Below are 19,410 nucleotides of genomic sequence, written 5' to 3' on the forward strand. Positions count from 1 at the left end.
CGGGGGCATCGACGCGCAGGCGTTCCCTCAGAACCTTGTCGAATGCCCCGGCCTTCCCAGCGGCGCCCGAGGACGCTCAGGCGTCGACGCGGTTGTGCTCCTCGATGTCGGGCGCCACCTGTCCGAAATTGAGCACAGAGACCAGCGTCACGCCGCCGAGGATGTTGCCGAGCAGCGTCGGAACGAAGAACCCAGTGAGATACTTCGGAAAATCGATCTCGCCGATGGCGACGAGGTAATAGGCATCGACCGAGCCGGCGACGATGTGGGCGAGCCCGCACATCGAGACCAGCCACGTCATCAGGATGATGATGAAGGGCGCCGCCGAGCCCGTGGCCGGCAGGATCCACACCATCAGGGCGATCAGCCAGCCCGCGAACACCGCCTTGATCACCGTGGTCCAGAACGGGTCCTCGATGGTGTGGCGGCTGATCTCGGCGAAGGCTTCCCGCACCTCCGGTTTGAACGCGTCGGTATGGGCCAGCACCGAGGCGATGGCGATCGTTGCCAGGATGTTGGCGACGAGCACGATGCCCCAGAGCCGCACGACCCGCATCAACGCGCCGAACGTCCTCTCGGTGAGGAGCGGCAGGATCGGCGTAACCGTGTTCTCGGTAAAAAGCTGCTGGCGGCCGAGCACGACGATGAGGAAGCCGATCGAATAGCCCGCGCTCGTGACGAGTTCGGCCCAGGGCGCGTGCGGCAGATGCCCCTTGAGCACGCCGGGCACGATCAGCGAGAAGCCCATGGTGAGCCCGGCGGCGAAGCCCGAGAGCGAGAGGGCGAGCCATGTGCGGCGCATCTCCTCCTCGCCTTCCCGCCGGATGATCTCGTGCAGGATCACCGCGTCCGGTCGGTGGGCCTTCTCGACCTGCGCGTTGTCCGTCTCGCGGGTGTGGGCGCCGTGGGTCTTCGACTCACCCCGGTTGTCTGGCTCTCCGTACGTACGGGATTCCTGGGACATGCGGCCCTCGGCGGTCGTCTCGTCGCAGCCCAACGTATGGCAGCGCTTGCGCGCTCCCTGCGCGCAGAGATTTATTTCATGAGATCCGGTACGGGGATGGAAGCGAAATGCCTAAGGCCGAAGCCCGGCCAGCAAGGCCTCCACGGCCGCCCGCGCCGCCGCCACCGCGTCCCTGTCCCGGCCGCGCACGACGATGCGATTGCGAAACCCCTCCGGCGTTATCGACGGATAGGAGCCGATCGAGACATCGCCATGCGCGGCGGCGATCTCGGAGAGGCCGCCGGCGAAGTTGCCCTCGGGGATCGCGCCCGCCTCGATCGTCTCGGACATCACCGGCGCGTTGCCCGTCAGCGTCGGGCGGATCTCATCGAGCATCGCCGCCATGATCTGCGGCACGCCGGCCATGACGAAGACGTTGCCGAGCCGGAAGCCCGGCGCCTTCGACACGGGGTTGGCGATCAGATCGGCCCCGTCGGGGATGCGGGCCATGCGCAGGCGCGCCGCGTTGAGATCTTCCGGGCGATGCCGCTCCAGCAGCATGGCGCGGGCCCGCGGATCGACGTCGATACCGACGCCGAAGGCCTCCGCCACGCTGTCGGCTGTGATGTCGTCGTGGGTCGGACCGATGCCGCCGGAGGTGAAGAGGTAGGTGTAGCGCGCCCGCAGCGCGTTCACCGCGGCGACGATCTCGTCCTTCACATCCGGCACGATGCGCACCTCGCGCAGGTCCACGCCGATCTCGGTCAGCACCTCGGCGAGGGTGCCGATGTTCTTGTCCTTGGTGCGGCCCGAAAGGATCTCGTCGCCGATGACGAGAATGGCGGCGGTGACGTCGGAACTTTGGGGCATGCGGCCTCGGGGGCGATGATCGGGGTGGAAGCTAGGGCGCGGATGCGCGAAAGCGAAAGCCCCTCGTTCCGCCCCGGCCCACGATGCGTTTCCCCACTCCCCTGATCGAAGGGCGCCTCGTGCGGCGCTACAAGCGCTTCCTCGCCGATGTGCAGCTTCCCGACGGAACGACGGTGACGGCGCATTGCGCCAACCCCGGCGCGATGCTGGGGCTCAACGCCGAAGGGTTTCGCGTTCTGCTCTCGCCCTCGACCAATCCTTCGCGAAAGCTCGGGTTCTCGTGGGAGCTGGTGGAGGCGGAGCTGCCCGGCGGGCCGCAATGGGTCGGCATCGACACGGCCCGGCCCAATGCCCTCGTCGCCGAGGCTTTTCGCGAGAACAAGTTGGCGCCGTTGATCGGCTACGAGACGCTCCGGCCGGAAGTCGCCTACGGCAAGGCGAGCCGGGTCGATTTCCTGGCAAGCGGCGGCGGCCTCCCGCCCTGCCATGTCGAGGTGAAGAACTGCCACCTGATGCGGCAGGCAGGCCTCGCGGAGTTTCCCGACTGCAAGGCCGCCCGCTCGGCCCGCCACATGGAGGAGTTGGCCGGCGTCGTCACCGCGGGCGGACGGGCCATGCTGATCGTGGTGATCCAGATGCGGGCCGACGCCTTCGACGTCGCCCGCGACATCGACCCGGCCTTCGATCGCGCATTCCGGGCAGCGCTGGCGGCCGGCGTCGAGGCTTATGCTTATACCTGCACGGTGGGGCCGGAAGGTGTGGCGATCGATGCGCCCGTCCCGATCCTCACGCTGGCGACGGATACGTCGTCGATCCCGTTGATTGATGATACTTCAGGACTGATATGAGTCGATTCATGTTCTCGTCAGTCGTGGCATGCGTGGGGACAATGATAGCGCCACCGACATGCAGATAAATGTATAAGGCACGATCTGATTTTATATATGATTTGATCATATCCCACTTATACAATATATTGATATCAGAACCGTCTATGCCAATACCATCGTCTTTATAATATACAGAACAACTTTTGCCAGCATAGCTGACCGCGTAAACAGCGGGAAACACAAAAGAAAAGGCAACAGTCATAAAACCTGCAAAAGTTATAAACCATAAATCGAATGCGATCCCATGCGCCACACAGATAGAAATTACTATAATAAGGAATATTATCTTCGCTTTTATCGATATGGGACCGCCCCCAAAACGACCGAAGAAATTAGTAACGATCGCATCGACCTTACTCATAGTAAAAGGTCCAATTCTATCGAACCCTGCCCTTTCGCCACCTGACATAGGCATCTCGCAAAAATCACCTTTATCGGCAAAGCACTTCTCATCGTGCCATGCAATTTGGCAGAACAACAGTATAAAATGAGACAAAATTCGGAAAGTTTAAATTAGTGCCGCTCGAACATCAGGTTGAGCCGCGTGCGGGCGATCTGGCGGTAGCCGTACTTTTGGAGCAGGTTCGGCAGGTCGATCTGCCACTGGTCGGCACCGTTCTCGATGACGAGCACCGACGGGAGCAGGGAGGCCGGTGCATCGCGCAGGAACGGCTCCAGAATCAGATCCTCGGCGCCCTCGACATCGAGCTTGATCGCGTCGATGCGCTCGATCCCTTCCGAACGGCACAGCTCCACCAGCGTCACAGCCGGCACGCGCACCGTCGCGTTCTTGTGGGTGCCGACGATCTTCACGCTCGATTCGCCGCGGTTGCGCGGATCGATGAACAGGGTCAACTCACCGGACTTGTCGGCCACCGCGCAGGCGATGGCCTTCACCGTGCCGAACGGGTTCTGGCCGATATTGAAGGTCAGCCGGTCGAACACGTCGGGCTGCGGCTCCACCGCGAGGATGCGCGCCCGCCGGCCGGTGAAGCCCGCCACGAACAGGGCGTAGGCGCCGATATTGGCGCCGATATCGAGGAACACCGCATCCTCGCGCAAGCGCTCCTTGAGGAAGGCCCGCTCCTGCGGATCGAAGAACTGCGGGGTGAAGAGCACCTTCTTCTCGCAGTTGTTGTTGTAGGGGTGCAGCCGCATCCGCGCGCCGTAGCGCTCGACGTCGAGCGGCCGGCCGCGCATCATCGAGATGGCGAGGCGGCGCAGGAACATCGCCATCCGCCGCGCGCGCCAGGAATGCTCCGGGAGCTTCTGCGTGCGCTCCGCGATCCGCGCAACGAGGCCGGTGGGGGCGTAGGTGCCGTAGGGCGAGGTGTCCGTCATCGTGCCGGGGTGATGCCAGCCCGGCGCAGCCGCGGCAAGTCGGGCGCGATCGAGCGCGACGCGCCAAACGCCGTCCGTTGTCGCACGAAGCACCATCGCTGCCTTTGACAACGGCGCCCCGGCACCCGAAGACATCGGGATGCAGAGCTTCGACTCCGACGGCGTGCAGATCGCCTATATCGACGTACCGGCCAAGGAAGACGCCTCCGGCGGCAGCGGCGATCCCATCCTCCTGATCCACGGCTTCGCCTCGAACCACGCGGTGAACTGGGTCAATACGCTCTGGGTCCGCACCCTGACCGAGGCCGGCTACCGGGTCGTCGCCCTCGACAACCGCGGCCACGGGCAGAGCGAGAAGCTCTACGAGCCCGCTGCCTACACCTCCGACCAGATGGCCGGCGACGCGGTGCGGCTGCTGCGCCATCTCGGCATCGAGCGGGCGGATGTGATGGGCTATTCCATGGGCGCACGCATCGCCGCGCATATGGCGCTCGATTACCCGGCGGAGGTCCGCTCGCTGCTGATCGGCGGGCTCGGGTTCAACCTCGTGGACGGGCGCGGCCTGCCGCAGGGCATCGCCGAGGCGCTGGAAGCGCCCCCCGGCGCGCCCGCGCCGAACCCGACGGCCGCCTCCTTCCGCACCTTCGCCGAGCAGACCAAGAGCGACCTGCGGGCGCTGGCCGCCTGCATCCGCGCCTCGCGCCAGACCCTCTCGCGGGCCGAACTCTCGGCGATCGAGACGCCGACGCTGGTCTCGGTCGGAACGCTCGATACGGTGGCGGGCTCGGGCCCGGAACTGGCGAAGCTGCTGCCGAACGCCCGCGGCCTCGACCTGCCGAACCGCGACCACTCGACGGCGGTCGGCGACCGACTGCACCGGAAGGGCGTGCTCGAGTTCCTGGAGCAGCGGCCGTAGCGGCACGCTTCACGGGGCAGAGCCTGTCCCGCCGTCTCCCGAGCGGGCCCGAACAGCCTATTGGTGGTAGATCGTTTGACGGACTGCGCCCGGAGCCCCATCCGCCCCTAAGCTATGACCATTCTTGAGGAATGGGCCATGTCGGGTCGGACTTCGCAGACAGCCGCGGACGGCCTTCTTCGCTCGGTGGTGGCGGATGCGCTCGCCAGCATTCTGATCGTCCTCGCGATCCTCCTGCTGGTGTTCGGCGGCGCGGCGCTCGCGCAGCCGAAACTCACCTATGCCGCGGGCAAGGTCGTCGGCTTAAGCAACCTCTCGACCGATGAAGGCTGCCTTCCGGCCAAGCTGACGGGCCGGGTCGTGAAGCGGGCGTTCGGCCGCGACGGTCTCTATCTCGAGTCGGTCATCCTCGAGGAGAAATCCGGCCAGCGGACGTTCATCAACGTCGAGGACGGCTATCGCACTCTCGACGCCGCCACCAACGGCGCGGTCAAGCAATCCCTCGAAACCATGCTGAGCGCGGGCAAGACGGTGTCCGTGCGCGTTCTCGGGTGCGGGGCGGCGGCCCGGACGCTGACGCTCGACGCCGTGCGGCCGCTTTGAGCGGATCGGCACCCCTGTCCGAATTCAGCTCTTCAGCCGATACCCCGTGCGGAAAATGTAGGTCACGAACCCGAGGCACAGGGCGAGGAACGCCAGCGTCGCGGCGATGCTGACGCCGACCGCCACGTCGCCCTTGCCGAAGAAGGCCCAGCGAAAGCCGCTGACGAGGTAGACGACCGGGTTAAACAGGGTCACCGCGCGCCAGAACGGCGGCAGCATGTCGATGGAGTAGAAGCTGCCGCCGAGGAATGTCAGCGGCGTGACGATGAGGAGCGGCACCAGTTGCAGCTTCTCGAACCCGTCCGCCCACAGGCCAATCACGAAGCCGAACAGGCTGAAGGTGAGCGCCGTGAGCAGCAGGAAGAACACCATCCAGACCGGGTGCTCGATGTGCAGCGGCACGAACAGCGAGGCCGTGCCGAGGATGATGAGGCCGATGATGATCGACTTCGTCGCCGCCGCGCCGACATAGCCGAGCACCACCTCGAACGGCGCGATCGGCGCCGAGAGCAGTTCGTAGATCGTGCCGGCAAAGCGCGGGAAGTAGATGCCGAAGGCCGCGTTCGAGACGCTCTGCGTCAGCAGCGAGAGCATGATCAGCCCCGGCACGATGAAGGCGCCGTAGGGAACGCCGTCGACCGTCTGCATCCGCGAGCCGATGGCGGCGCCGAACACCACGAAATAGAGCGAGGTGGAGATCACCGGCGCAACGATGCTCTGCAGGGCCGTGCGCCAGAAACGGGCCATCTCGAAACGGTAGATGGCGAGGACCGCCGGGACGTTCAGCATGGATACGCCCATCATGCGCGCTCGCGGACGAGATCGACGAAGATGTCTTCGAGCGAACTCTGGCTGGTATCGAGATCGGTGAAGGCGATGCCGGCATCGGCCAGCTCGCCGAGCAGGCCGGTGATGCCGGTGCGCTCGCGCCGAGTGTCGTAAGTATAGACGAGGCTGCGCCCGTCCTCGCCGAGGTGAAGGTCGTGGCGCGCGAGGTTCTCGGGCAGGGTCGTGACCGGCTCGCGCAGGTGCAGGATGAGCTGCTTCTTTCCGAGCTTGCGCATCAGCTCGACCTTGTCCTCGACGAGGATGATCTCGCCCTTGCGGATCACGCCCACCCGGTCGGCCATCTCCTCGGCCTCCTCGATGTAGTGGGTGGTGAGGATGACGGTGACGCCCTGCTCGCGCAGGCGGCGGACGAGGCGCCACATGTCCTGGCGCAGTTCCACATCGACACCCGCCGTCGGCTCGTCGAGGAACAGCACCTGCGGCTCGTGGGCGAGCGCCTTGGCAATGAGGACCCGGCGCTTCATGCCGCCGGAGAGCTGCATGATGCGGCTCTCGCGCTTCTCGTAGAGAGAGAGGTCCTTGAGCACCCGTTCAACATGGGCCGGATTCTTAGCCAAACCGAACAGGCCGCGGCTGAAGCTCACCGTGTCCCACACCTTCTCGAAGGCGTCTGTGGTGAGTTCCTGCGGCACCAGCCCGATCATTCGGCGCGCGGCGCGGTATTCGCTCAGGATGTCGTGGCCGCCGACACGGATCTGGCCCGTGCTCGGCGTGACGATGCCGCAGACGATATTGATGAGGGTGGATTTGCCGGCGCCGTTCGGCCCCAGCAGCGCGAAGATCTCGCCTTTGGCGATGTCGAGGTTGACGTCGCGCAGGGCATGCAACCCCGAGGCGTAGACCTTCGACAGGTTCGCGATCGAGACGATCGGGGGCATCGGGGCTCGGGGCTGGCGGGTGGGGCGCGCCCTATAGCACGGCGCTCGAACCGGTGAACCCTGCGGCCGTCGGTTACATGTCGCGCCGTTTTCTCCCATTCTTCACGGGCAGCCCGTGGAACCGGAGCGCGCCCCAGGGTTTGTCGAATTGTTCTCCTGCGACAATTGATCCCCTGCCCGACCTGCCCTCAACCGAAGGCAGGTCGTTTTTTGTCGTCAGCTCTGCAGCCGCTCCGCGGCCTCGCGCTCGCGCAGGTAATCCTCGGTGGTCCGCGGTTTCGTCGGCGGCACGGCGTGCGGGTCGAACCCCTGGGTCAGCGCCGACTCGACGCGGCAATCGTCGCACATCATCAGCGAGCGGATGCGCTGCTCGCCGGCCTCTCCCGAGAACATCCAGTGCCGCTCGCGCAGCTTGCCGATCACCCGCTCGATGGTGGCGCGGGTACCGAACGGCTTGGCGCAGGTGATGCAGCAGAACGGCTCCTCCTCCTTCACGATCCGGCGGGGCTCGCCCCACGCCTCGAAGTCGATCTGCGGCTTCAGGCTGATCACGTCCTCCGGGCAGGTGGCCGCGCATAGACCGCACTGCACGCACAGGCTCTCCTCGAAGGCGAGCAGCGGCCGGTCGGTGCTGTCCGACAGCGCGTGGGTCGGGCAGGCGCCGACGCAGGAGAGGCAGAGTGTGCAGCTCTCCGTGCGAAACGCGAGCCCGCCGAACGGCGCCCCGGCCGCCAGCGGCACCGCGGCCACCGGCGTCGGGGCCGCGGCGTGCATCTCGCGGAAGGCGAGGCGCAGCATCTCGCGCTTGCCGCCGACGGGCACGAAGCCGGCCGGCACCGTGGTCCCACGGCCGGGAACGTCCGAGCGGAGCGCCGCACCGAGCGCATCGGGGTCGTCGGTCTCGAGCAGGGCGACGGTCGGCGCCTCCGTGCCGGCACCGTAGCCGAGGGCGTCGGCAAGCGTCCGGGCGAGGGCCACGGTGCGGTGCAGGCTGTCGAGGTCATGCTTCGGGCGCTCGCGCACCAGCACCCGTGCCCCGGCCGCGCCGTAGGCGAACACGGCGGCGAGAACCTCGGGGCCGAACTGCGTCACCTCGTTGACCCGCACCGGCAGGACGTGGGCCGGGAGGCCCTCGCCGTAGCGGCCGAGCGCGTCGATCAACGGCTCGCCATGGTCGCCGTCGTGGAACAGCACCACCGCGTCCGCACCGCCAGCCGCCCGGTAGGCGCGCATCAGGCTTCGCAGGCGGCGCATCAGCGCGTCGGCGGGCGGCAGGGCGTAGTTCGCCGCACCCGTGGGGCAGACGGCGGCGCAATTGCCGCAGCCGGCGCAGATATAGGGGTCGATCGCCACCGTATCGCCGGCCGGCGCAATGGCCCCGGTCGGGCAGACGTCGAGGCAGCGGGTGCAGCCGGTGATGCGCGAGCGGGAATGGGCGCAGAGTTCGCCGCGAAAATCGATGAAGCGCGTCTTGTCGAATTCGCCGACGAGGTGGGACGCCGCCATCACCGCGCGCTCGACCGACGCCGGGTCGCGCGGGTCGGCCCGCAGATAGCCGCTGCGCAGTTCGTGCGCGGGAAAGAGCGGCGTGCCGCCGGTCAGATCGAGGATCAGGTCGCAGGTCGAGGCCGCCCCGTCGCGCCCTGCCCCGAACACGAGGTGGGTGCGCGAGGACGGCGCCGGCAAGGCGTAGTCGTCGATGCGCAGGTCGAATGCGCCGAGATGGCCCGTCGCCCCGCGCACCGTGCCCCGGATCACCGGGAACTCGTTGCGATGGAGCGGCGCGACCTCACCCGGCCGGCTCAGGAGCACGGTGACGTCGAGATGCTCGGCCAAGCGCCGCCCGGCCTCGATGGCGGCCTCGTCGCGCCCGTAGATCAGGGCGACGCCGCGGCTCTCCAACGGCACCGTACCGGCAACGGGGACCGCCTCCGCGGCCGCGGCCAGCAGCGCCGCCATCTTCGGACCGGCCCGTTCGGCCTGAGACGACCATCCGGCGGTCTCGCGGATCTTGGCGAAGGTGACGCGCTCCTCCGCATCCATCTCGGCGGCGATTTCCTCGAAGAGCGGCGCCTGGAGCGTGCAGGAGACCGTGACGGGCAAGCCCGTCGCCAGAGCCTCGCGGTAACGGTCGAGCTCCCGACCGCAAAGCTGGTCGGCGGTGCGCACGCGGGTGCCGCAACCCTTTTCCAGGGCCGCGACATCGAGCGGCATCGTCTTCTCGCAGGAACAGGCGAACACGAGACGATCGGACACGATTGAACCTGAGACGATTGGGAGCGCGAGGGCCTTCGCGCGGAAGCCTGCCTTCCCTATACTCGTATCATTCTAAAACGACGAACGGACATGCGGGCGCAGGTACTCTTCCCAGGACCGTGCCCCGCCCGAGACCGCCTATGACCCTCCCCCTCGATATCGGATCGCCGGGCTTGCGCCTCGCGCCGCTCGTCCTGCCGCCGGCCTTCACCGGTCTCGTCGCGGCGGGCTCTGCGGCGGGGCTGGCCTGCCGGATGGCGGAGAGCGGCGAGGCCGACGCCGCCACCCTCCTCATGGAAGAGCGCGACGACGTCATCGCCTTCGCGGTGGTGCTGGCGCCGACCGAGCCGCTGGCCACGGCGCGGCGTGCCGTCTTCGTCGGGATGCAGGCGCTCGCCGACGCGGTCGGCGCGTTCGGGCCGCCGGAGATCCCGGTGACGTTCCAGTGGCCCGCTACGCTGAGCTTCAACGGCGCCCGTCTCGGCGGCGGCGCGCTGCATTGGCCCGAAGGCTGCGACGAGACCGAGACGCCGGACTGGCTGGTCTTCTCGGCGATGCTGCTCGCCTCGAAGCGGGATGCGGGCGACCCCGGCCTCACGCCCGACTCGACCTCCCTGGAGGAAGAGGGTTTCCCGAACGATCTGCGCGAACCCCTGGTCGAGAGCTTCGCCCGCCATCTCACCAAGGCGTTCGAGATCTGGGACGAGGACGGCGCCGCGCGCTCGACGGGCCGCTATCTCACCCGCCTCACCCTTCCGCCGGGCGCGCGGGCGACGATCGAGCCGAGCGGCGATGCCCGGCTCGTCCACGCCGACGGCCGTTGCGAAACGCTGAAGCTGCGGCCGGCGCTGATCTCCCCCTCCTGGCGTGACCCGGCCACCGGCACGGTGCGGCTGTGAGTGCGGGCAAGCTGCCGCGGACCCTGCGGCTCGACCCCTCCGATACCTTCGTCTTCGCGCGGGCCGCCGAGGCCGGCGAATGGGCGGTGACGGGCTCGTTCCTGTTCTTCGATGCCGACCTCTCCGCGCTTGCGGGCAAGGAGCGGGCGGCGTTCCGCTCCGGTTTCGTCGGCGTGCGCTCGCTCGGCTTCTCGACCCTCGTCGTCGTCAGCGAGGCGAGCGATGCCGAGCGCGAGGCGGCGATCGAGGATCTCGCCCGCCACATCCACGAGCGCTTCGGCGCGCCGGATCGCGAGGCGGCCCGCGCCGCCGCGCGCGAGGAGATCGAGGTCGCGGCTTCGCTGTGCAATCTGCCGGTCGGCAGCGTCGTGGCCATGCACCGAAGCGCGCAGGATGGGGAAATCGCGGAAGAATTCCGCACCCTGCACCAGCGCGCACCGGGCGCGGACCCGCTGCACGGACGCGCCTTCCACTTCGTCGAGACCGACGAGGACGGGCCCGACGAACAGGCCGACCTCGTGGGACTTTTGAGCAGCGCCTCCGCGGGGGCTGAGAGAGCATGACCGAGTTCTGGGTTTCGAGCGGCCACCATCTGACGCAGCGCACGGAAGGGGGCGGCCTCGCCGTCACCGACGAGTTGATCCTCGCCTATCTCGCGCGCCCCGAACTGGTGCCGCCGGAGGAGGCCTGCATCGCCGAACGCGCGCTGCACGCCAGCCTTCTGAGCGATCCGCGCCGACCGGTCTCGGGCGGCGAACTCCAAAAGATCGCGGACGCGGATGCGCGGGAGAACTGGGAGGTGATGCTGGCCTTCCGCGAACGGCTGCTCACGGCACGCTCGGTCGAGGCGGCCTATCTCGCACTCGTGCGCGGCGGGTTGCAGGGCGTGCCGGGGCTGTTCCTGACCCAACTCGTGCATCTCATCCTGCGCAATGCGCTCGACGGCTGCGAAGACCCGTTCGTGCTACGCGCCGCCGAACTGTTCTTCCGCTCGCAGCGCGCCAGCCTGCACGAGGGCGCGGTGCTGCTGGCGGACGCCGAGGTGATCGAGGCGCGGGAGGGCGGCGCGGCGCTCTCGCCCCTGGTCACGATGCTCGGCAAGGAGGCGGCGAGCGAACTCGACGTGCTGAACGAGGAGAACGCCTGGACCTATTGGAGCCGCTCGGACGCCTTCACCATGGCGCTGAACCTCGGCACCAGCGGCCGAAGCCGGGAGGGGCTGGCGCGGGCGATCGAAGCTTTCGTGCGTCACCTCCTCAATGCTGAGGTCACGGTCGCGCCCCTCGACCGGCTGGAGGATCCCGACTGGCGCTGGTTCGTCGGGCTCGACGCGGAGGGTACGCGGATCGGCAACGCGCTCTGGCGCGGCGAAGCGCTGGACGACGCCGCCCGCGAGCGGGTGATCGCCGTGTTCAGCCTCACCTTCGCCGATCCGGCCCGCGTCGATCTGCGGGTCGGCGAGCGGCCGGTCTACCTCCTGCTCGCCATGACGCCGGACAAGACCGTGCAGTTCAAGCCACAGAACCTCGTCGTCGGATTGCCGCTGGCCTCCGACCGGGCCGCCGCGTGAGGTCGGACATGACGCCGGAACAGATTCCGGAAGACCGCTTCGAAGTCGGCATCATCGTGGCGCGCCGCCGCCTGAAAGGGCCGTGGGCGAGCCATGCCTGGATGCCGATCGAGGCTCTTCCGGCAGCGCCGGAGACCGCGCCCTGGACCCAGCTCTCCGAGACCGAGGAGGAGGCGACCTTCTACGCGGGCGCCCACGAGGTCACTTTGCACATCGCCGAGACGGCGCATTACCGCGACAACCTCGTCTCCGGCCGTCCCTCGCTCTGGGTCACGCTGCACGCCACGGCGGAGGACACCTACACGGTGGCGAGCGTGACCGCCGATCCCTACGAGGGCGAATCGATGGCCGAGGGCATCGGCGAGATCGTCGAGGCGGTGCCGATGCCGCCCGAGGTGCAGGCCAAGCTGCTCGCCTTCTTCGAGGCCTTCCACATCGAGCGCAAGTTCGAGAAGCGCAAGCGCGACCGCGCCGACCCCGAGGCCTTGGCGCGCCGCGCGCCGGGCAGGCAGGGGAAGCCGGAATGAGCGGCAGCTTCCTCTCTCGCTGGGCCCGCCGCAAGGAGGCCGTGCGCGCCACCGAGCGAACCGTTGCGCCCGCGATCACGGATCGGCCCGAGGCAGAGGTCGCTCTCAGGGCGGAGGCGCCTAACGGCGAGGAATCATCCGCGCCGCAGCCTCTCGCCCTTGCCGGCGACGAACCGGAGGCGGGGACGGACGATCTTTTGGCGCGGCTCCCCTCCCTCGACGCCCTGACGCCGGAGACCGATCTCACCGCCTTCCTCCAGGCCGGCGTGCCGACGGCTCTGCGCAACGCGGCCCTGCGGCGGATGTGGTCGCTCGACCCGGCGATCCGCGATTTCGTCAGCGAGGCGCGGGAATACGCCTATGACTGGAACACGCCGGGCGGCGTGCCGGGCATGGGCCCGCTCCTGCCGACCGACGACGTGAAGGCGATGCTGAAGCGGATCATCGACGGTGTCCCCGTCGCGGCGGAGGAGGAACCGGATACTGAGCGGCAGGACGCTCCGACGGCGTCATCGGAGAGGGCCGCGGAGATCTCTGACCCGGCGCCTCCAGAACCCGAGACCGACCCTGCAACCGACGGTGATCCGCTCCCGATGCCGGACCTGCACGCTCCGGTCGCGATTGCCGCCATAGAGGCCCCTGAAGTCGTACAACCCGCCCTCCCCCGGCCTCGCCTGCGGCGCCATGGTGGGGCGATGCCCTCGTAATTCACGCGCATTTCGATTGCGGCGAAGCCAAACGCTTTTTATTATCGGTCCAAACAAGCGGTCCTCCAGATGGGCCCGAGGGAAACGATGGGTTCGGTCGCGTCGGTGATGGCACTTCCGGGAGATGAGGTGTCTGGAGTCGTCGGCGTTCCGGACGACATCGACCTCCTGCGCGCACAGCAATACGATCTCTTGGCTGCGCTGCTTGGCCGTGCACCGGGTTCGACGCTGCTCGCGGCGCTTGCCGCCTTGAAGGAGGGCGACGGGGTTCTGGGCCGGCAGGTCGCGGCCCTGCGCCGTGCGGCGGACGAGACCGACACGGAGGCCGTCGAGCGCGAGTTCTTCGCGCTGTTCATCGGCGTCGGCCGCGGCGAGCTTCTGCCTTACGCCTCCTACTACCTCACCGGCTTCCTCAACGAGCGTCCGCTCGCCCGCGTGCGCGAAGATTTCGCCGCGCTCGGCATCGAGCGGGACGAGTCGATGAGCGAGCCGGAGGATCATCTCGCGATCCTTCTGGAGGTGATGGCCGGACTCGCGGCCGGGCGGTTCGAGGCGGAGCCCGGCATGCAGGCGCGCTTCTTCGCCCGGCACGTCGAACCCTGGGCGGACCGTTTCTTCGCGGATCTGGAAACGGCGAAGGCGGGCCGGTTCTACCGCGCGGTCGGGGGACTCGGACGCGCCTTCATCGAGATCGAGGCGGAAGCCTTCGCCATGGAAGGCTGAAGGGCCGCTCCGTCGTGACAAATGGAATCGAGGCGTGTTGTCCCAAAGCAGGCAGCCGCCGAAGGAGATGAGGGTGATGCGACAGGATCCGAAGACGCTCGGTCGTCGCCAGTTCTTTCGGGCGCTCGGCGGCAGCACAGTGGCCGCCGCGGCCGCCGTCGCCTCGCCGATGGGGGCGACCGAGGCCCAGGCCTACGATCCCGGCAACGACGAGACCAAGGCCCGTTACCGGGAGAGCGACCACGTGAAGGCGTTCTACCGGACCAACGGCTACGAGACGCTCAAGAAGAACACCGATCCGGCCTCGACCGGTCCGAAGTGAGGCTGCCATGCTGATCAAGCGCAAGAGCGGCGACGCTGCTCGCACCAAGCACCAAGCCGTCGCCGCCGGCCTCGCCGCGGGCGTGCTCGACCGCCGTGCCTTCCTCCGTAAGTCCGGGCTGACCGCCGGCGCGCTCGCCGCGGCCGGCACGATCCAGCTCGGCTCGGTGCGCAAGGCGCAGGCCGCCGGCTCGTCCGCCGTCGGGCCGGACACGGTCATCAAGAAGAACGTCTGCACCCACTGCTCGGTCGGCTGCACGGTGACAGCCGAGGTCGTGAACGGCGTCTGGGTCGGCCAGGAGCCGTCCTATGCCAGCCCGATCAACCGCGGCACGCACTGCGCCAAGGGCGCGGCGATCCGTGAGCTGGTCTCGTCCGACCGCCGCCTCAAGTACCCGATGAAGCTCGAAGGCGGGCAGTGGAAGCGGATCTCGTGGGATCAGGCCTACGAAGAGATCGGCGACAAGCTGATCCAGATCCGTGAGAAGAACGGCGCGGATTCGGTCTACTGGCTGGGTTCGGCCAAGTTCACCAACGAGGCCGCCTACCTGATGCGCAAGTTCGCGGCCTTGTGGGGCACGAACTCGATCGACCATCAGGCGCGCATCTGCCACTCGACGACGGTGGCGGGCGTGGCCAACACCTGGGGCTACGGCGCCCAGACCAATTCCTACAACGACATCCGCAACGCCAAGACGATGATCATCCTCGGCGGCAACCCGGCCGAGGCGCACCCGATCTCCATGCAGCACGTGCTGTCGGGCAAGGAGATCAACCGCGCGAACATGATCGTCATCGATCCGCGCTTCACCCGCACCGCGGCGCACGCCACCGAGTATGTGCGGATCCGCTCCGGCACCGACATCCCGGTGGTCTGGGGCATCCTCTGGCACATCTTCCAGAATGGCTGGGAGGACAAGGAGTTCATCGCCCAGCGCGTCTACGCGATGGACGACGTGCGCAAGGAAGTCGCCAAGTGGACGCCCGACGAGGTCGAACGCGTCTCCGGCGTGCCGGGCGAGCAGCTCCGCCGGGTGGCGGAAAAGTTCGCCAAGGAAAAGCCGGCGACCCTGATCTGGTGCATGGGCGCGACCCAGCACACGGTCGGCACCGCCAACGTGCGCGCGCTGTGCATCCTTTGCCTGGCCACCGGCAATGTCGGCAAGCCGGGCACCGGCGCCAACATCTTCCGCGGCCACACCAACGTGCAGGGCGCGACCGATCTCGGCCTCGATGTGACGTCGCTGCCGCTCTATTACGGCCTCGTCGAGGGCGGCTGGCGCCATTGGGCCCGCGTCTGGGACGTGGAGTACGAGTGGCTGCAATCGCGCTTCGATGAGGTTCCGGCGAAGGACGGCCGCAAGGCGCGCACCCGCAAGGAAAACATGGAGGCGCCCGGCATCACCTCGACCCGGTGGTTCGATGCCGTGAACCTGCCGCCCGAGCAGATCGACCAGCGCAGCCCGATCAAGGCGTTCATGGTGTTCGGCCACGGCGGCAACACCGTCACCCGCATGCCCGAAGCCATCGACGGCATGAACAAGCTCGAGCTGCTGGTCGTCGCCGATCCGCATCCGACCACCTTCGCGGCGCTCGATGCCCGGCAGGACAACACCTACCTCTTGCCGATCTGCACCTCGCTGGAGATGGACGGCTCGCGCACGGCCTCGAACCGCTCGATCCAGTGGGGCGAGCAGATCGTGAAGCCGGCCTTCGAGTCGAAGAGCGACTACGAGGTCCTCTACCGCCTCGCACAGAAGCTCGGCTTCGCCGACAAGCTCTGCAAGACCATCAAGATCGTCAACGGCGCCCCGGAAGCGGAAGACATCCTGCGGGAGATCAACCGCGGCGGCTGGTCCACCGGCTATTGCGGCCAATCGCCGGAGCGGCTGAAGGCGCATATGCGCAATCAGCACAAGTTCGACCTCGTGACGCTGCGCGCCCCGAAGGACGATCCGGAGGTCGGCGGCGATTATTACGGCCTGCCCTGGCCATGCTGGGGCAAGCCGGAGCTGCGCCATCCCGGCTCGGCGATCCTCTACAACACCAACCTCCACGTGAAGGACGGCGGCGGCGGCTTCCGCGCGCGGTTCGGCACCGAGCGCAACGGCCAGACCCTGCTCGCCGAGAACTCCTTCTCGAAGGGCTCGGACCTGACCGACGGCTACCCGGAATTCACCTTCGGGGTGTTCAAGAAGCTCGGCTGGGACAAGGACCTGACCCCGGACGAACTCGCCACCATTCTCAAGATCGGCGGTGAGAAGCCGGACACCGTGAGCTGGGCGACCGACCTCTCGGGCGGCATCCAGCGCGTCTGTCTCGACCACGGCGTCGCGCCCTTCGGCAACGGCAAGGCCCGGGCCAATGCCTGGAACCTGCCCGACCCGGTGCCGGTGCACCGCGAGCCGGTCTACTCGCCCCGCCCCGAACTCGTGGCGAAGTACCCGACCCGGCCCGACGAGCGGCAATTGCGCATGCCGAATATCGGCTTCTCGGTACAGAAGTCGGTGGTGGACCGCGGCGTCGCCAAGGACTTCCCGATCATCCTCACGTCGGGTCGACTCGTGGAATACGAGGGCGGCGGCGAGGAGACCCGCTCGAACCCGTGGCTCGCCGAGCTGCAGCAGGACATGTTCGTCGAGATCAACACCGGCGATGCCGCCGCCCGCGGCATCAAGGATGGTCAGTGGGTCTGGGTCTCGGGTGCCGAGAACAACGCCAAGACAAAGGTCAAGGCGCTGGTGACCGACCGCGTCGGCAAGGGCGTGGCGTTCATGCCCTTCCACTTCTCCGGTTGGTACCAGGGCAAGGACATGCGCGACTTCTACCCGAAGGGCACCGACCCGGTGGTGCTCGGCGAGAGCGTGAACACCGTAACGACCTACGGCTTCGATCCTGTGACGGGCATGCAGGAAACGAAGTGCACCCTGTGCCAGATCGCAGCGGCGTAAGAGGAGCGACCTGAACCATGGCCCGGATGAAGTTCCTCTGCGACGCGGACCGCTGCATCGAATGCAACGCCTGTGTCACGGCCTGCAAGAACGAGCACGAGGTGCCGTGGGGCATCAACCGCCGCCGCGTCGTCACCCTCAACGACGGCAAGCCCGGCGAGCGCTCGGTCTCGATGGCCTGCATGCACTGCACCGACGCGCCCTGCGCGGCGGTGTGCCCGGTGAACTGCTTCTACACCACGGCCGATGCCGTGGTGCTGCACTCCAAGGACATCTGCATCGGCTGCGGCTACTGCTTCTACGCCTGCCCCTTCGGCGCGCCCCAGTACCCGCGGGTCGGGAATTTCGGTTCGCGCGGCAAGATGGACAAGTGCACCTACTGCTCGGGCGGCCCCGAGCCCGACTTCTCGACCGCCGAGTACGAGAAGTACGGCTCGAACCGCCTGGCCGAAGGCAAGCTGCCGCTCTGCGCCGAAATGTGCTCGACCAAGGCGCTGCTCGCGGGCGACGGCGAGATGATCGCCGAGATCTACAAGCAGCGGGTGATCAAACGCGGTTACGGCTCCGGCGCCTGGGGCTGGAAGACGGCCTACCGCGAGACCGTCGCGATCTAACGCTCGGTTCGAGGGCATCGCCCTCGAACCGTTGTCCCACCCCCGACCTCCTCCGAGGCCGCAGCGCGGCACCTCTGGATGAGGGGGGTCGGGTGGGACGCAAACGGCGTGCGCAGGCTCGGCGGCGTCTCGACAAGGATACGGAAAGGAACGCCGATGCGGCGGGCAGTGACCTTCCTCAACACTCTCATCCTGGCAGCGATGCTCGTCGCGGGCCCGGCGGCGCTTGCGCCTGCCTTCGCGCAGAACCCGATCCAGGCCGACGGCCAGAACCCGATGGGTGCCCGGCCCACCGCGGATTCGGTCAACGAGGAATTCCTGTTCAAGCAGGAATCCAAGATCCGCGGCCGGGTCTCGATCCCCGACGGCAAGTCGGCCAACCTGATCCAGCCGCAGGGTCGCGAGTATCAGAACTTCCGCGAGCGCTGGCTGCCGTGGATCGGTGCGCTGACCATCCTCGGCATGCTCGCCGCGCTGGCTGCGTTCTTCCTGTTCCGCGGCCGGATCATGATGGACCACAGCCAGGAATCGGGAAAGAAGATCCTGCGCTTCAACGCCTTCGAGCGCTTCACGCACTGGATGACGGCGGTATGCTTCATCATCCTGTCGCTGTCGGGCCTGAACTACATTTTCGGCAAGCGGCTGCTGATGCCGCTGATCGGGCCGGAGGCGTTCGGCGCGATCGCGCAATGGGCGAAGTACAGCCACGTCTACCTCGCATGGCCGTTCATGCTCGGCGTGGCCTTCATGTTCGTCCTCTGGATCCGGGACAATATCCCGAACAAGGTCGATTGGGCCTGGATCAAGGCCGGCGGCGGCTTCATCGGCAAGGGCCATCCCCATGCCGCCCGCTTCAATGCCGGCCAGAAGGGTGTGTTTTGGATGGTCGCCGGATTCGGCGCCGCCATGGCCGCCACCGGCCTGATGATGCTGTTCCCGTTCGCGCTCACCGACATCAACGGCATGCAGGTGATGCAGGTGATCCACTCGGTGATCGGCATCGTCTTCATCGCGGGCATCCTCGCCCACATCTATATCGGCACGCTGGGCATGGAGGGCGCCTACGACGCCATGGGCAGCGGCAAGGTCGATCTCGCCTGGGCGCGCGCGCACCACGACCTCTGGGTCGAGCAGGAGCAGGCGCGCACCGGCAGCGGCCCACAGCTCAAAGGGCATCCCGCCCCCGCGGAGTGATGAGAGGGGAGACCGGCGGCGCAGGCCGGTCCCCCGTCCAAGGGCAAGACCACCTGCGCTGACCGAGGCCCGAGGCCTCCAGGGAAGACACGACCATGAAAGCCTTCCTCGCCGCCGTGATGGCCGCCATCGCCCTCGGGGTGCTGGCGATGTTCGCGCTCACGAGCAACCAGAAGTTCGCCTATCAGGCCTTCGCGACCTCCGGGGCGCGGGTGTCGGAGCCCGGCACCAACCTCGTCGGTCCCCGCTGGAACGGCGATCCGAAGCCGGACGAGTACAACGGCGAGCCCCACGGCAAGGCCGAGGGTGAGGCCTCGAACCCGAAGCGCTCCTGAGCGAACTCGAGAAACCTGATAAC

Annotated in this window: 21 protein-coding genes; 14 read left to right on the top strand and 7 right to left on the bottom strand. The window is 67.5% G+C overall.

The genetic code is table 11. The annotated features are described in order from the left end of the window. Positions 1-76: 76 nt before the first annotated feature. Both Y590_RS01260 and Y590_RS01265 read right to left on the bottom strand, forming a co-directional pair. Positions 77-964 (bottom strand): formate/nitrite transporter family protein, encoded by an 888-nt coding sequence (locus tag Y590_RS01260; RefSeq protein WP_060772100.1) that lies wholly within the window; start codon positions 962-964, stop codon positions 77-79. A 111-nt stretch (positions 965-1,075) separates the two neighbouring features. After that, entirely contained in the window at positions 1,076-1,813 is a 738-nt protein-coding gene (locus Y590_RS01265; RefSeq protein WP_060768301.1) for a competence/damage-inducible protein A, read from the bottom strand. A gap of 83 nt (positions 1,814-1,896) precedes the next feature. Here Y590_RS01265 and sfsA point away from each other — a divergent pair, with 83 nt between their 5' ends. Beyond that, positions 1,897-2,661: a DNA/RNA nuclease SfsA gene (gene sfsA, locus Y590_RS01270; protein ID WP_060768302.1), complete on the top strand. Its 765-nt coding sequence runs from the start codon at positions 1,897-1,899 to the stop codon at positions 2,659-2,661. Here the strand turns inward: sfsA and Y590_RS27515 are convergent. Continuing rightward, positions 2,600-3,118 (bottom strand): YcxB family protein, encoded by a 519-nt coding sequence (locus Y590_RS27515; RefSeq protein WP_083530724.1) that lies wholly within the window; start codon positions 3,116-3,118, stop codon positions 2,600-2,602. The genes sfsA and Y590_RS27515 overlap by 62 nt on opposite strands. Before the next feature lie 98 nt (positions 3,119-3,216). Then, complete coding sequence (locus Y590_RS01275; protein WP_060772101.1) at positions 3,217-4,044, bottom strand: FkbM family methyltransferase; 828 nt, start codon at positions 4,042-4,044, stop codon at positions 3,217-3,219. Between the two features lie 139 nt (positions 4,045-4,183). On the opposite strand from Y590_RS01275, the gene Y590_RS01280 reads away from it, so the two are divergent. Both Y590_RS01280 and Y590_RS01285 read left to right on the top strand, forming a co-directional pair. Continuing rightward, positions 4,184-4,960 carry an alpha/beta fold hydrolase gene (locus tag Y590_RS01280; protein WP_060768303.1) on the top strand — a complete coding sequence of 259 codons (777 nt, stop codon included), beginning with the start codon at positions 4,184-4,186 and terminating at the stop codon, positions 4,958-4,960. 138 nt (positions 4,961-5,098) lie between these two features. Further along, a complete protein-coding gene (locus Y590_RS01285; RefSeq protein WP_060772102.1) occupies positions 5,099-5,563 on the top strand; it encodes a hypothetical protein in 465 nt (154 codons plus the stop codon). Positions 5,564-5,587: 24 nt separating this feature from the next. Here Y590_RS01285 and Y590_RS01290 read toward each other — a convergent pair whose 3' ends face one another. The 3 genes from Y590_RS01290 to Y590_RS01300 form a co-directional block, all read right to left on the bottom strand. Continuing rightward, positions 5,588-6,367: an ABC transporter permease gene (locus Y590_RS01290; protein ID WP_060768304.1), complete on the bottom strand. Its 780-nt coding sequence runs from the start codon at positions 6,365-6,367 to the stop codon at positions 5,588-5,590. Continuing rightward, entirely contained in the window at positions 6,364-7,290 is a 927-nt protein-coding gene (locus Y590_RS01295) for an ABC transporter ATP-binding protein (protein WP_060768305.1), read from the bottom strand. Before Y590_RS01295 ends, Y590_RS01290 begins: the two co-directional genes overlap by 4 nt. A gap of 216 nt (positions 7,291-7,506) precedes the next feature. Then, a complete protein-coding gene (locus Y590_RS01300; RefSeq protein WP_060772103.1) occupies positions 7,507-9,504 on the bottom strand; it encodes a 4Fe-4S binding protein in 1,998 nt (665 codons plus the stop codon). Between the two features lie 182 nt (positions 9,505-9,686). Between Y590_RS01300 and Y590_RS01305 the strand changes: the two genes are divergently transcribed. The 11 genes from Y590_RS01305 to Y590_RS01355 all read left to right on the top strand — a co-directional run bounded on the left by Y590_RS01305 (position 9,687) and on the right by Y590_RS01355 (position 19,387). Further along, positions 9,687-10,445: a biotin/lipoate--protein ligase family protein gene (locus Y590_RS01305; protein WP_060768306.1), complete on the top strand. Its 759-nt coding sequence runs from the start codon at positions 9,687-9,689 to the stop codon at positions 10,443-10,445. Further along, positions 10,442-11,008, top strand: a complete 567-nt coding sequence (locus Y590_RS01310) for a DUF6505 family protein (protein ID WP_060768307.1) — start codon at positions 10,442-10,444, stop codon at positions 11,006-11,008. Before Y590_RS01305 ends, Y590_RS01310 begins: the two co-directional genes overlap by 4 nt. After that, positions 11,005-12,015, top strand: coding sequence for a DUF6352 family protein (locus Y590_RS01315; protein ID WP_060768308.1), 1,011 nt, complete (start codon positions 11,005-11,007; stop codon positions 12,013-12,015). The genes Y590_RS01310 and Y590_RS01315 overlap by 4 nt, the downstream gene beginning before the upstream one ends. A gap of 8 nt (positions 12,016-12,023) precedes the next feature. Continuing rightward, positions 12,024-12,542: a DUF3305 domain-containing protein gene (locus Y590_RS01320; RefSeq protein ID WP_060768309.1), complete on the top strand. Its 519-nt coding sequence runs from the start codon at positions 12,024-12,026 to the stop codon at positions 12,540-12,542. Further along, positions 12,539-13,249, top strand: a complete 711-nt coding sequence (locus tag Y590_RS01325) for a DUF3306 domain-containing protein (protein WP_060768310.1) — start codon at positions 12,539-12,541, stop codon at positions 13,247-13,249. The genes Y590_RS01320 and Y590_RS01325 overlap by 4 nt, the downstream gene beginning before the upstream one ends. Positions 13,250-13,336: 87 nt before the next feature. Continuing rightward, a complete protein-coding gene (locus Y590_RS01330; RefSeq protein ID WP_060768311.1) occupies positions 13,337-13,972 on the top strand; it encodes a TorD/DmsD family molecular chaperone in 636 nt (211 codons plus the stop codon). Positions 13,973-14,048: 76 nt separating this feature from the next. Then, positions 14,049-14,294, top strand: coding sequence for a formate dehydrogenase (locus Y590_RS01335; RefSeq protein ID WP_003601742.1), 246 nt, complete (start codon positions 14,049-14,051; stop codon positions 14,292-14,294). A 7-nt stretch (positions 14,295-14,301) separates the two neighbouring features. Beyond that, positions 14,302-17,244: a formate dehydrogenase subunit alpha gene (locus Y590_RS01340; protein ID WP_060768312.1), complete on the top strand. Its 2,943-nt coding sequence runs from the start codon at positions 14,302-14,304 to the stop codon at positions 17,242-17,244. A 17-nt stretch (positions 17,245-17,261) separates the two neighbouring features. Further along, on the top strand, positions 17,262-17,858 hold the full coding sequence (fdh3B, locus tag Y590_RS01345) for a formate dehydrogenase FDH3 subunit beta (protein WP_003605051.1): 597 nt from the start codon (positions 17,262-17,264) through the stop codon (positions 17,856-17,858). A 156-nt stretch (positions 17,859-18,014) separates the two neighbouring features. Further along, on the top strand, positions 18,015-19,052 hold the full coding sequence (locus Y590_RS01350; protein ID WP_060768313.1) for a formate dehydrogenase subunit gamma: 1,038 nt from the start codon (positions 18,015-18,017) through the stop codon (positions 19,050-19,052). A 95-nt stretch (positions 19,053-19,147) separates the two neighbouring features. Next, positions 19,148-19,387: a hypothetical protein gene (locus tag Y590_RS01355; protein ID WP_060768314.1), complete on the top strand. Its 240-nt coding sequence runs from the start codon at positions 19,148-19,150 to the stop codon at positions 19,385-19,387. Positions 19,388-19,410 lie beyond the last annotated feature (23 nt).

The organism is Methylobacterium sp. AMS5, from assembly GCF_001542815.1.
Lineage (GTDB): Bacteria > Pseudomonadota > Alphaproteobacteria > Rhizobiales > Beijerinckiaceae > Methylobacterium.

Coding starts and splice junctions, on each gene's coding strand:
- fdh3B (WP_003605051.1), top strand. CDS start 17,262: ATGGCCCGGATGAAGTTCCTCTGCGACGCGGACCGCTGCATCGAATGC.
- sfsA (WP_060768302.1), top strand. CDS start 1,897: ATGCGTTTCCCCACTCCCCTGATCGAAGGGCGCCTCGTGCGGCGCTAC.
- Y590_RS01350 (WP_060768313.1), top strand. CDS start 18,015: ATGCGGCGGGCAGTGACCTTCCTCAACACTCTCATCCTGGCAGCGATG.
- Y590_RS01320 (WP_060768309.1), top strand. CDS start 12,024: ATGACGCCGGAACAGATTCCGGAAGACCGCTTCGAAGTCGGCATCATC.
- Y590_RS01265 (WP_060768301.1), bottom strand. CDS start 1,813: ATGCCCCAAAGTTCCGACGTCACCGCCGCCATTCTCGTCATCGGCGAC.
- Y590_RS27515 (WP_083530724.1), bottom strand. CDS start 3,118: ATGCCTATGTCAGGTGGCGAAAGGGCAGGGTTCGATAGAATTGGACCT.
- Y590_RS01275 (WP_060772101.1), bottom strand. CDS start 4,044: ATGACGGACACCTCGCCCTACGGCACCTACGCCCCCACCGGCCTCGTT.
- Y590_RS01300 (WP_060772103.1), bottom strand. CDS start 9,504: ATGCCGCTCGATGTCGCGGCCCTGGAAAAGGGTTGCGGCACCCGCGTG.
- Y590_RS01290 (WP_060768304.1), bottom strand. CDS start 6,367: ATGATGGGCGTATCCATGCTGAACGTCCCGGCGGTCCTCGCCATCTAC.
- Y590_RS01325 (WP_060768310.1), top strand. CDS start 12,539: ATGAGCGGCAGCTTCCTCTCTCGCTGGGCCCGCCGCAAGGAGGCCGTG.
- Y590_RS01260 (WP_060772100.1), bottom strand. CDS start 964: ATGTCCCAGGAATCCCGTACGTACGGAGAGCCAGACAACCGGGGTGAG.
- Y590_RS01340 (WP_060768312.1), top strand. CDS start 14,302: ATGCTGATCAAGCGCAAGAGCGGCGACGCTGCTCGCACCAAGCACCAA.
- Y590_RS01295 (WP_060768305.1), bottom strand. CDS start 7,290: ATGCCCCCGATCGTCTCGATCGCGAACCTGTCGAAGGTCTACGCCTCG.
- Y590_RS01315 (WP_060768308.1), top strand. CDS start 11,005: ATGACCGAGTTCTGGGTTTCGAGCGGCCACCATCTGACGCAGCGCACG.
- Y590_RS01285 (WP_060772102.1), top strand. CDS start 5,099: ATGTCGGGTCGGACTTCGCAGACAGCCGCGGACGGCCTTCTTCGCTCG.
- Y590_RS01330 (WP_060768311.1), top strand. CDS start 13,337: ATGGGTTCGGTCGCGTCGGTGATGGCACTTCCGGGAGATGAGGTGTCT.
- Y590_RS01305 (WP_060768306.1), top strand. CDS start 9,687: ATGACCCTCCCCCTCGATATCGGATCGCCGGGCTTGCGCCTCGCGCCG.
- Y590_RS01355 (WP_060768314.1), top strand. CDS start 19,148: ATGAAAGCCTTCCTCGCCGCCGTGATGGCCGCCATCGCCCTCGGGGTG.
- Y590_RS01335 (WP_003601742.1), top strand. CDS start 14,049: ATGCGACAGGATCCGAAGACGCTCGGTCGTCGCCAGTTCTTTCGGGCG.
- Y590_RS01280 (WP_060768303.1), top strand. CDS start 4,184: ATGCAGAGCTTCGACTCCGACGGCGTGCAGATCGCCTATATCGACGTA.